Below are 11,570 nucleotides of genomic sequence, written 5' to 3'. Positions count from 1 at the left end.
TAGGTCGTCGATGCGACCTACCGTGGGTCGCTAAACAGACCTTCCCAAGGACCGATCCAATACCCCCGATTTTTCCCCTCTCAAAGTGACCGAAAACCGAAGCCATAGACAGAAGTAATGAGGCTATAAATTGGTATATTGACAGAAAATCAAGATATTAAATTATCTTTGCGCCGTTGAACACCTAAAAACTGAACATGTATATGAAGAAAATTTCTACGCTCATGCTAGGCCTCGCCCTCAGTGGTACCCTGGCAGCTCAGACCCCTAAGTTCACTCCTGAGCACGGCGCTCTGCTGGATGGCAAGACGATCGTCAAGGCAAACATCACCAGCCCTGCACTGAAGACCTACAGCTTCTCCGCCGAACGTATCCTCTCCAAGGGGCTTAGCTTCCAGCTCGGTATCTCTACGATGCCTAAGACCGCCCTTCCTCTCGTCTCGACCCTCGAGAAGGCTGTAGGTGGTGAGACGAACCTCGGTGCTCTGAGACTGAAGAGCTTCGACTTCACTCCCGAGGTCCGCTGGTACACGGGCGGTGGTTACGGCCACGGCTTCTATCTGATGGCTTACTACCGTTACCAGAGCTACAACCTCTCTGGCTATACCTTCAACCTCGATGTACGTGACAACGGTTCAGCTACCACTAAGCCCGTCGGTGTCGTACTCTCTGGGGACTTCAAGACGAACTCCTTCGGTATCGGTCTCGGTGCTCAGTGGCTCTTCGGTCGCAATAAGAACATCGTCCTCGACTGGAACATCCTCGGCCTGCACGCGGGTCGTGGTAAGATGACCCTCTCGGGTGACTACTCCTCTGCCACTGCGCTCACCGACAAGGAACTTGAGGACCTTCGCTACGAACTCAGCGACAATATCTCTGACCTCCCTTCCGTCAAGCTCGGAGCTCAGGACATCAACCTCGACAAGGCTGCCAAGAAGGTATCGCTCAACAGCGTCTCTACGCCTTGGGCTTGGATCCGTGCATCGGTCTCCCTCGGTTTCCGCTTCTAAGCATCAGAGGGCTTAGCCCCACGAAAAAGAGCATCCCCCACAGCGATACGGAGTGTATCGCTGTGGGGGATGCTCTTTTTGTCTTAGGCGGAAGGGGGCTACTTCTTGAGGTGCTTCTTGATCGCCTTGATCCAGACGGTCAGCAGGCGTGCCGAGGCGTCGATGAAGAGATCCTTCTCGTCGGTGCGCTTCAGTTCGCCCTCGACCTTGATATCGGGCTCGATACCGAACTCTACGTCCTTCCCCGCTGTATCGTAGGTACGAGAAGCAGAGAAGCGTATCCCCCAGCCATTGGGGAGCTCCGACGACATCGGTAGGCCTGCGCCCCCACCCGTCTTCACGCCGATGATCCGGACGTGAGGCAGCCCTTTGAGTCGTAGCACGAAGTCATTAGCTGCGCTATATACGCCCTGATTGACTAGGACGAATACAGGCTTGAGCCAGATCGTACCCCGTGTCAGAGGGTCGATATAGATGGGGATCTGACGGGAGAAGTCATTGTGTCCTGGGCCCGTCTTGTGGGACATATAGCCGACGTGCCTGCGCTTGTCGATGAAGTGCCGAGCCAGGAGTTCGGAGCTAGATACCTGTCCTCCGCCATTGGCTCTCAGGTCGAGGATGAGGCCGTCACAGTCACGCAGTCGATTGAGCGCTGCCGAGACATTGCCATCGGAGAGGCCCGAGTTGAACGACGCTACACGTATGTACCCCAGCGGGATCTCCCGCTTCCCTTCGTCGGGGTAGTCCAGCGCCTTGTAGGCCAGTGCCCCAGCGATCTTGTAGTCTTCACCTAGGTAGCGCTCCACCAGCTCTGCATCGAAGGTACGAGGCCCTTCGGTGCGCCACTTCCAGTAGCGACTTAGGTTGAAGGTCGAGGAGAGGTTCACGTGTCCATCCTTGAGCTCTGCCAGTAGCTCCGTCATGATGAGGAAGAGGGAATCGGTCGTCATCTTGGGACGAAGGTCCCGACGGTGCTTGTGGTAGAGATCCCGCCATGTCGTGCCTTCGGGGAGCTTGAGATCGAAGTAACAGTAGTTACGGTCTAGGATCTGCCAGAGGGTATCATAGTTGGCGTACGGATCAGCAGTAAACTCCTTCTCCGTCGAGCAGGATACAAGGAAGAGGGAGGCAAGGAGAGTGCAAAGTATAGAGATACAGCGCTTCATGGGCTAGAAGGGGACTAGGGATGAATACTTGGAGGCTGTACGACGTCCCTGAAGGGGAAGGATATGGGTCGTCACCCCGACGAGCAGACTATGCTGATGGCGATAAGCCCTGATCTGATGGAGCTCCGTACGGCGGTAGTCCCAGCGATAGCCTACAGAGAGCGTCAGGTAGTCCAAGAGAGGTACATCGAGGGTCGACAGTAGATAGAGCTCGGGACTTGAGAAGGGATGCGTCAGCGATATACGGCGGGAGGGCTTGCTGTAGTAATAGAGCTCGAAGAAGCTCTCACCGAACTCTTGGGCAAAGGCTAGCCCTAGCAGATCGGTATGCGCATAGGTCTTCAGGAGCAGAGGGAAGCGCTCCGTCCCTAGGCGATAGCTATATAGAGCGGAGAGCCCTACAGAGAGGGCAGCGTCCAGAGCGACAGGGTTGTTCCCGTTGCGGGTACTGTAGGCGACGCCCCCGAAGCCTACGAGGCTCCCACCGAGATACAGCCGTCCAGCCTTCCCCTCCATCACACGACGGAGGTAGCCCCAGTCATAGCGCAGGCCGAGGCTATAGATCGTAGCATTGCCAGCGGGATTGAGCGTGAGAGCCAGGTCGACCCCTAGTAGAGTATGCTTCAGCCAGCGGGGATCCGTCGTGCGGGGTGTATAGGCAAAGAGGGAGCCCTTTGCCTCGGTCTCTTCCTTGAGTCGCCTATAGCCTAGACGAGAGGACTGCGACAGGTAGCTATAGACTCGCCCCCCGTAGTTCAGCGGGGTGAGGTAGGTATTGCCTAGGCGCATCCCCCCGATACCGAGGTACTGGCTGTGGCTAGTGACATTGCTCATCCGACTCTGTGGCTCGGGAATGGTAAGGATGCTCGTCGCCTGCGAGCCACCACGGAGGCTATCCCCCTCATAGCTCTGCGCCTCTAGGGGCTCTAGAGCGAGGAGCGGTAGCAGGAGCGCACCGAGGAGCACAAGAGCTCGGCTATAGTGGGCTGTTCTCTTCATATCTAGGTAGTAGCTAAGGGTTATTCTGTAGGAGCTTCGTCCGAAGAGTTGGAGAAGAGGTCGGCCTCTTCCTCTGGTTCGTCCCCGTGGGGCTCCTCAGAGACTTCTTCGAAGATAGGGGACTCCTTGAGCGGAGGGAGCTCTTCTACTTGGTCGATGAGATAGGGAGCGATGCGCTTGCCACGAGCACGGATACTCTTGACGAGGGCAAACTCTTCGACATCGATCTCCACGGTACGTAGCTCCCCGTCCTTCTCCTTGCGTCCGACGAGGAGGCGTGGGTAGTACGTGTCGGTCAGGAGCAGAAGTTCATTCTTGGGATTATCCCCGAGGATGTTCTCTCGCTTCTGGTCCTCCTCGACGCTGAAGCGCTTGATGTAATGGTACTTCTGATCGGCATCGTAGTAGACTGCAGTCCAGATCTTCCGGGAGTCGTTCTTCTCGATGCGTAGGAGGTTCTCCTCTATATGGATGGAGTCGCTGAAGTCGGTGGTGTAGCACTCGCCAGAGCTGAGGACGACGAGGATACGGTCTCGTGCATGGAAGGAGCCCAGGTACTGCCCTTGCTCGTTGTAGTTCAGGCGGAGGACATCCCTATCGAACCACACATCCCGACCACCAAGCGTCGAATATCCCTTCGACAGGAGACTGACCGAATGGACCTCAGCCTTAGTGACTAAGAAGCCCACAGAGCTACGGCTCTTGATCGACACCTCTGAGAAGTCCTTCTCGAACTGGAAGAGTCTCTGCCGGGCATTCCTGATCTTGAGTTTGATCGAGACCTTCTCTGCCTCGCCGTTGCCATTAGCTGAGAAGTAGAGGACACGCGACCCATCCTTCCCACGCGTCAGATCATAGATACGGTCACGGATGATCGAGAGTACGTTGAAGCGCTTAGCGTAGACAGAGCCTGCCTTACCATCACGGTAGACGACGTTGTAGATGGTACGTTCGTCGTTGCGCTGATAGCGGTTGATGTAGATGACCTCCTCATTACCATAGAAGCGCTTATCCTCAACTTTCCCGACGAAGTACTTACCCGAGCGGAAGAAGACAATTACCTCATCGAGGCTGGAGCAGTTGCAGACGAACTCCGCATCCTTCAGTGCCGTGCCGAAGAAACCCTCCTCTCTATTGATGTAAAGCTTAGCGTCGAGCTCGGCTACCTTGGTTACCTCGATGGTGCCGAAGTTCATGATCTTCGTCCGGCGAGGGAAGGCAGACCCATAGCGCTGGACTAGGTGCTCATACCAGCGAATGGTATAGTCGACTAGGTGGTTCAGGTCGTGGCGAAGCTGAGCGATATCCTGCTCGATCTGCAGGAGAGCCGCCTCATGCTTGGGGAGGTTGAAGCGGAGGATACGTGCCATACGTAGCTCCAGCAGTCGCTTCAGATCCTCCGTAGTCACAGGGCGCAGGAATTGGTCTGCAAAGGGCTCGATGCGCTTAGCGATATGGGCAAGGGCAGTGGTCTCATCCTTCGCTTCTTCGAAGGCCTTATCCTTATAGATGCGCTCTTCGATGAAGATACGCTCCAGCGAAGCTCCCAGGTACTGCTCCTCCTTCTCCGAGAGCAGGATCTTCAGCTCTTCGCCGAAGAGGTACTTGGTGCGCTCCACGCTGTAGCGTAGGAGTTCGCTGACGGTGGTGAAGAGGGGCTTCTCCTGGTAGATCACGCAGCAGTTCGGGGAGATACTCACCTCGCAGTCGGTGAAGGCGTAGAGGGCGTCGATCGCCTTATCCGAGGAAACTCCCGAGGCTAAGGTCAGGCGGATATCCGTCGTGGCAGCCGTCATGTCGTCGACCCGACGAATGCGGATCTTCCCCTTCTCTACGGCCTTGAGTATCGATTCGATGAGCGTGGTGGTCGTCTTGCCTGCAGGGAGCTCAGAGATGCTTAGGGTCTTTGAGTCGATCTTGTCGATCTTAGCACGCGACTTGAGGCTTCCCCCACGCTCGCCGTCATTGTAGCGCGATACGTCGATGAGGCCACCTGTAGGGAAGTCGGGGTAAAGGGTAAATTCCTCCCCTCGGAGATAAGCGCAGGCAGCGTCTGCCAGCTCCACGAAGTTATGGGATAGGATCTTGGAGGAGAGCCCGACAGCGATCCCCTCGGCACCCTGAGCCAGGAGCAGGGGGAACTTCACCGGCAGAGCTATAGGCTCGTCCGTCGTGCCGTCGTAGGTCTTCTTCCACGGCGTCACTCGGTCACTATAGACGGCCTCTAGGGCGAAGGCTGAGAGCTTAGCCTCGATATATCGGCCAGCAGCAGCAGGGTCTCCGGTGAGGATATTCCCCCAGTTCCCCTGTGTGTCTATGAGGAAGCCTTTCTGTCCGAGCTGTACCAGAGCATCGTTGATCGAGGCGTCGCCATGGGGGTGGTACTTCATCGTCTCGCCGACGATATTAGCCACCTTGATGAGCTTACCACTATCCATCCGCTTGAGGTTGTACAGGATACGGCGCTGTACAGGCTTGAGCCCGTCGTCGATATGCGGTACGGCTCGCTCGAGGATGACGTAGGAGGCGTAGTCGAGGAACCACGTCTGGTACATCTTCGAGAGATTGCTTAGCTCGGGGCGATAGGGCAGGCCCTCAGCAGGCTGATAGGCTGGAGGCTCGGGATCCTCGACTTCGCTCTCGGCGGAGTGTTCGTCGGGGGAAGGGGGGAGGGTCGTCTCTAGTTCGTCGTCTAACTCAGGCTTCATGTAGATCGTCTATACACCAATATTATACGAGGGCAAAGATACGGAAAAGAGGGGGGATCACGGCGAAGAAACCCCGTGTAGAAGCCCCAAGTGAAGGCATCCGACTCCCGAGCCTATCTCGGAGGTCTCGGCGAAGGGGTCAAAAAGGGATCTACGGTAGGTCGCCGAAACGACCTACCGTAGGTCGTCTCAACGACCTACCGTGGGTCGCAAGTGCGACCTACAGTAGGTTTCCCCAAGGGTGCTCCGTAGCCCTTCCCCACGGCGAGCAAAAGCAAGGGGGAGGCACGAAGGGAAAGGCCCCCTTCCACGCCCCCTCACTCCCGGCGGGGAAGGAGCAAAGAAAATCCACCTGTACCCCCAGCGAGTCACGCTCGACTCGAAGCTAGGGCACAGATGGATCAGACAGGGTATCGAAGGGGGGAGCTAGCCCCGTCACAAGGGGGATTTACTTGAAGCGAGTGTACTCGATCGTCCAGCTATAGGTCTCGATAGGTGACTTGCCTCCGACCAGGACGGTACGCTCTTCACGAGCACGTGTTGGCCAGCCTTCAGTCGTCACCCCTTCAGTAGAATAGGTGACGACGCTCTTCTCCGAACTGAGGAGCGTCTGCGCTTTGCCCTGATAGACTCGCTTGTCCTCCAGGATCGGAGCACCTAGGATACCGTAGCTGAATAAATGGACCCGACGGCGAAGGAGGCCATATTCTCCCTCGAGGCTCCCATAGTCAGCTCGGCTCTCTTGGATCAGGCGATCCAGAGGATCGTAGAGACGCTCGGTGGCCTGGACGATCTGGTGGGTCGTGGCTATCTCCTCCTTGATCAAGAGGCGGGGACCTGCATAGCTATAGAGGAGACGGCGCTGCTGGGGAGCCACTCCCGAGCCCGTGTAGACGGTCTTCGTCCCTCCAGAGATACGATCCTGGTCGTAGCTGTACTCGATCTCATAGTCGAGCTGGTCACTTCCTCGGAGGAAGACCTGCTCGTGGGTGAGGGCGTCACGCTTGTATCCGAACTTCGTCACCAGGGGAGCCTGCTTGGCACCTAGGTCGTAGATCTTCTGCTCGACCAGGTGTCCCGAGGCGTCGTAGCTATAGGTCTCCTGATAGATGATCTCACTGCCCGGGGTACCATCCTGCTTCGGTTGGTCGTGGATGAGACTGAGGCGTCGGTGAGCTCGGTCAAAGGTCTCGATGATCGTCAGGAACGGGCGTCCGCCCTTGGTCTTAGTGATCTCGATACGTTCGATCTTATTCAGCTGCCCTCCCCCTGGATTGGGTGGCTTGGGCACATCTCGACCCTTAGAATTGCAGGAGGAGATGAGGAGGCTCGTGCCCACGAAGAGCAGAGCCAAGGGGATGAATTTCAAGGCTTTCATACAGAGAGGTAGGCTAAAGGTGTAGAGCCGTCCCTACTGGGGACGGCGAAGGGATAGAGTAGCGACCTTCTCCTCGCTCCCTCTGGGCTGGGAGGGTGCGGAGCGGGGTGAAGGGAGGGGCGAACTAGACGAGGTCCTGCCCCAGACGTAGGCGAAGCATCTCCTTGGGCACAGAGGTGCGTACGACTTCGCCTAAGCGCTCCACCAGAGCATGACGTACGTACTCCTGATGGTGGATGAGCGTGATACAGCGGGTCGGGCGAGGTAGGGCAAAGGAGCGGACGAGCTCTCGGCGGTCGGGGCTAAGCGTATCGATAACTAGCTCGGGGACGAACGTGATCCCATTGCCCTGCTCTACGAAGTGCATGAAGGTCTCCAGACTACCTCGACTATAGCTGAAGCGCTGGTGAGGGGCATTCTTCAGATGGCAAAACTTCACCAACTGATCCCTGAAGCAATGCCCTTCGTCCAAGAGCCAAAGCTGGTACTTCCCTACCTCTGACGAGCGGATATGCTCCTCGGCGAAGAGTTCCGACTGACGAGGCACATAGCCTAGGAACTCCTCGTAGAAGAGGGGGTGATCCACCAGTTGGTCCGACGTGGAGGCAGAGGCGATGAGAGCGATGTCTATCTCCCCAGAGAGTAGGGCCGAGACACATTCGCTCGTCTTCAGCTCCGTGATGGTGACCTTCAGCTCGGGCAGGTGCTTCTTGATCAGGGGCAGGACTCTCGGCAGGAGATAGGGAGCGACGGTAGGCAGGACGCCAAGCCGTACCTTCCCCGTGAGCGTCTCAGTCTCTTCACGGATGACTTCCTTGACCTGCGCCATCTGTAGGAGTATCACTGCTGCCTGGTCGAGGATACGGCGCCCCACGGCTGTCGGTATGATCGGCTGATGGCTACGATCGAAGATCTTCACCCCCAGCTCCTCCTCGAGCTTCTGGATCATCGTACTCAGTGTCGGCTGGGTGACATCACAGTAGTCGGCGGCACGCCCAAAGTGGCGAAACTTATCGAGCGCCTGGATATATTCGAGTTGCTGTAGGTTCATGCTTCTTGGTTTTCTCTTAGGCAAATATACCGCAATCTCTGCGAACAATGGAGCATCTGCCCCCTAGCACCTCCTCCTCGGCGGGCAAAGCAAGTCAACTCAAGACCTTCGTTAAATATCTTCCTAATTATAGGGTCCCTTCCCCTCGGGCGACACAGCACCTAATCGCTAAAAAGAGTAAATTTAAGGGAGGGTTTTCCCCGTAAAGACCCCCCATTCGCTACTTTCGCCCCGCCGAGTTGTGAATATAGATTAAACTTTCTCTGCAGTGCTCATTCGCTTGCTTTTGCATTAAAATCTTCCCACCTTTGCTATACCAATTCGAAGCAATCTTATCGTAGCCTCGAATCGACAGGCTCCCGACAGCCGATACCGGACAAATACACATGGATTGCACAGCCCCAGCTCTTCCTCCTTTCGAGCTGGGGCTGTTTCCTTCCTCCCCGATCCCCTCATCCTACCCTACGAGCTCCAAGGGCTAGCCCCTAGGGGGAGCACAGCTGTGCCTCAGAGGCACGACCTTCACCCGAACTGAGCGGCTAAGGGGACTACCCTACTCCCTTCCGGACAAGGTCTTTTCACCCAAGCCTTGCAAGGTCTAGGAGGCACTACTGTTACCACCCTCGAGGCACCAATAGTACCTCTCGGGTGGCGCTAGTAGTACCTCTTCAGAGGTAAAAGTAGCGCTTCTTAAGGAGTCGCTACCAGCTTCTCCGAAGGAGCTCCCCCATATCTAAAGAACAAGGAATGAAGAGAAAACCCTACCTTTGTACCGGCAAAAGGCCAGAGGACAACATCAGAACCTCCTCACTTGACTGCCTTAAGCCACTCCAAAACCTCATTTATACCTCTTAATTCATTTTTAATAAAGATCACCTATGAAGACTATTACAGTCTCATTGCTGGGTGTCTTATGCCTCGTCTCGACGGGAGCGTATGCCCAGCGTACATCTTCTGCAGACTCGCTGCACCACATAGACAGCGTCTCGGTGACAGCTCGTCTGCGTCACGAGATCGGGGTTAACCCGCTTGGTGTACCAGCCAAGAAGCTTCCCCTGACCATCAGCACCCTCTCTGGCACTACCCTCTCAGAGCGTGCCATCACTCAGGTCACCGATGCTATGCGCTTCGTACCTGCCGTGCAGATGAAGTCCAGCTACGGGGCTTTCCGTGAAGTCTCCGTCCGTGGCTTCTACAACACCGTCTATATGGTCGACGGCGTCCGAGACGAACGCTCCACGATCAACTCGTACCCTCTGGGCGACCTCTACAATGTCGAGAGCATCGAGGTGCTCAAAGGCCCTGCCTCTGTCCTCTACGGCTACGCTGCTACCGGTGGTGTCGTCAATATCACCCGCCGAGTACCAGAGGAGAAGTTCACCCTCGGGGCACACGTCCGTGGGGGTAGCCTAGGCTACTTCGACCTCGGGGCACAGGTAGGGGGGAAGATCGCCGATGGTCTGAACTTCTACGCTGGAGGCTTCCTCTCTGGGGGTAAGCAGTGGCGCTCGACGAATGACAAGAACCGCTCCCTCTTCGCCACTCTAAGCTATACGAAGGGCATCCACAGCCTAGTACTTCGCCTAGAAGGTCGCAATGACTTCTATGGCACCGACGCTGGGCTTGCTCCCGTCATGGATGATGACATGTATAGAGTGAGTGATGGTAAGCTCTTCCTCAAGAAGGGCGAGATGCTCCCAGGCCTCAAGCGTCACTGGCGCTACAATGATGCCTCCGATGCTATGTACAACCGTGCCTACAACGGTAGCCTCAAGTACACCCTCTCACTCTCCCCTTCGTGGAAGCTCTCTGACTACGTCTCCTATGCCTATGACGATATCGACTACTTCAGCACAGAGGAGCTCTCCTATCCTACGAGTCCTAACCCTGGCCCTAACTACGGAGCCTACACGGAGGATGCGACTGGGAAGAGAACGTACTACGACCTAGACCACGTTCAGTTCACCTTCCCACTCCGCTTCGAGCACATAGCCAAGACGCTACAGAACACCCTTGATCTCTCGGGCAACTTCTACCTCGGAGCTGTGAAGAACAACCTGCGCTTCGCCTACGGCACGACCCTGCTCAATCGCACCACCTATACGGGCTACAACGGCCCCGATGTACAGGCCGATGGCCGTACCTTCGATGCGGATGGCGAGCCCCTCACCTACTCACAGAATACAACCTACAACCCCAGCTTCAACGGTCACGCTAAGACTAAGTTCTCCAAAGCCAGTCCACAGCAAGTCTGGGTGCACGGCTTCGCCCTCTCCAATGTCTTCGAGCTCTCGGAGCAGATCAAGGCGATGGCAGCGATCCGCTACGACCACTACAGCTACCGCCACACCTCTGGTCTTGCGATCAAGGACGGCAAGCACAGCTACGACGACCTAGCACACTCGGCGTATGAGAAGACTACCGACTGGGCGATCAGCTACCGTCTCGGTCTCGTCTATCAGCCCACAGGAGCACTCTCCTTCTACTCGTCCCTAGGGAGCTTCTATATCCCCGACAAGACGACGAGCTTCAACCCAAGCCGTGAGCGCTTCTACGACAAGAATGGCAATCTGATCACGGAGCGCCGTGGCGGTGCTTACTTCGATCCTCAGTCGGGCTACCAGTTCGAAGTAGGTACGAAGTACACGCTCTCCAATGTCCTACAGCTCAACCTCTCTGCCTACCACATCCGTCGCAACAACGAGATCGCTTACACCTCGATAACGGAGCAGGAGAACGGCAAGCCCAAGCACTACAGCGTCAGCGCGCAGGTAGGTGCTACCGAGGGTAATGGCTTCGAGACCGACCTGACTATCCGTCCCCTCCGTGGCCTTGAGCTCGTAGCTGGATATAGCTACACGGATATCCACGTAGCTGACGCTAAGGAAGGTCCCGTAACTAAGCTACTGAACCTCCGTGAAGGTACGCCTATGAGCTGGGTACCCCGCAAGCAGTTCTTCACCTACGGGCACTATGACTTCCAGCGTGGTGCACTCCGCAATCTCTCGCTGAACTACAGTCTCAGCTACCGTGATGCGATGTACTACAACGTAGGCGAAGCTCTGACTTTCGCTCCCTACACGCAGCTCGACCTCGGGGCTAGCTACCGCCTGCCTGCTGGCTTCAGAGTAGCGGTACAGGTGCACAACGTCCTCAACGCTAAGAACTACACCTCCGTACTGAACGGCTCACAGCTCTTCCCCAACGAGCCAACGAATGCACTCGTGACCACCTCTACTTCCTAAAAAACTATATTAA

7 protein-coding genes are annotated in these 11,570 nt (G+C 56.3%); 2 read left to right on the top strand and 5 right to left on the bottom strand.

The window, feature by feature from the left end; all coding sequences use genetic code 11:
• Window positions 1-203 precede the first annotated feature (203 nt).
• On the top strand, window positions 204-1,010 hold the full coding sequence (locus HMPREF1556_RS02180) for a DUF3575 domain-containing protein (RefSeq protein WP_044125125.1): 807 nt from the start codon (window positions 204-206) through the stop codon (window positions 1,008-1,010).
• Window positions 1,011-1,108: 98 nt separating this feature from the next.
• Here HMPREF1556_RS02180 and HMPREF1556_RS02175 read toward each other — a convergent pair whose 3' ends face one another.
• From HMPREF1556_RS02175 to HMPREF1556_RS02155, 5 genes are all read right to left on the bottom strand, one after another.
• On the bottom strand, window positions 1,109-2,176 hold the full coding sequence (locus HMPREF1556_RS02175; protein ID WP_021666569.1) for a S41 family peptidase: 1,068 nt from the start codon (window positions 2,174-2,176) through the stop codon (window positions 1,109-1,111).
• Window positions 2,177-2,179: 3 nt separating this feature from the next.
• A complete protein-coding gene (locus HMPREF1556_RS02170; protein WP_021666568.1) occupies window positions 2,180-3,175 on the bottom strand; it encodes a DUF3316 domain-containing protein in 996 nt (331 codons plus the stop codon).
• Between the two features lie 20 nt (window positions 3,176-3,195).
• Window positions 3,196-5,883, bottom strand: coding sequence for a DNA gyrase/topoisomerase IV subunit A (locus tag HMPREF1556_RS02165; RefSeq protein ID WP_021666567.1), 2,688 nt, complete (start codon window positions 5,881-5,883; stop codon window positions 3,196-3,198).
• A 448-nt stretch (window positions 5,884-6,331) separates the two neighbouring features.
• The gene (locus HMPREF1556_RS02160) at window positions 6,332-7,261 is read right to left on the bottom strand and encodes a hypothetical protein (protein WP_021666566.1); all 930 of its coding nucleotides are present in this window, start codon (window positions 7,259-7,261) and stop codon (window positions 6,332-6,334) included.
• Window positions 7,262-7,385: 124 nt separating this feature from the next.
• Complete coding sequence (locus HMPREF1556_RS02155; protein ID WP_021666565.1) at window positions 7,386-8,312, bottom strand: hydrogen peroxide-inducible genes activator; 927 nt, start codon at window positions 8,310-8,312, stop codon at window positions 7,386-7,388.
• 878 nt (window positions 8,313-9,190) lie between these two features.
• Between HMPREF1556_RS02155 and HMPREF1556_RS02150 the strand changes: the two genes are divergently transcribed.
• Entirely contained in the window at window positions 9,191-11,557 is a 2,367-nt protein-coding gene (locus tag HMPREF1556_RS02150) for a TonB-dependent siderophore receptor (protein WP_021666563.1), read from the top strand.
• The last annotated feature ends 13 nt before the right edge of the window (window positions 11,558-11,570 follow it).

Origin of the sequence: Porphyromonas sp. oral taxon 278 str. W7784 (assembly GCF_000467855.2) — a bacterium.
Taxonomy (GTDB): domain Bacteria; phylum Bacteroidota; class Bacteroidia; order Bacteroidales; family Porphyromonadaceae; genus Porphyromonas.
Note: the sequence above shows the minus strand (reverse complement) of the source record. Positions and strands in the feature narration are given on the sequence as shown.

Bases quoted from the DNA above. Each gene is read 5' to 3' on its own strand.
- HMPREF1556_RS02180 (WP_044125125.1), top strand. From the start codon at position 204: ATGAAGAAAATTTCTACGCTCATGCTAGGCCTCGCCCTCAGTGGTACC.
- HMPREF1556_RS02170 (WP_021666568.1), bottom strand. From the start codon at position 3,175: ATGAAGAGAACAGCCCACTATAGCCGAGCTCTTGTGCTCCTCGGTGCG.
- HMPREF1556_RS02155 (WP_021666565.1), bottom strand. From the start codon at position 8,312: ATGAACCTACAGCAACTCGAATATATCCAGGCGCTCGATAAGTTTCGC.
- HMPREF1556_RS02160 (WP_021666566.1), bottom strand. From the start codon at position 7,261: ATGAAAGCCTTGAAATTCATCCCCTTGGCTCTGCTCTTCGTGGGCACG.
- HMPREF1556_RS02175 (WP_021666569.1), bottom strand. From the start codon at position 2,176: ATGAAGCGCTGTATCTCTATACTTTGCACTCTCCTTGCCTCCCTCTTC.
- HMPREF1556_RS02150 (WP_021666563.1), top strand. From the start codon at position 9,191: ATGAAGACTATTACAGTCTCATTGCTGGGTGTCTTATGCCTCGTCTCG.
- HMPREF1556_RS02165 (WP_021666567.1), bottom strand. From the start codon at position 5,883: ATGAAGCCTGAGTTAGACGACGAACTAGAGACGACCCTCCCCCCTTCC.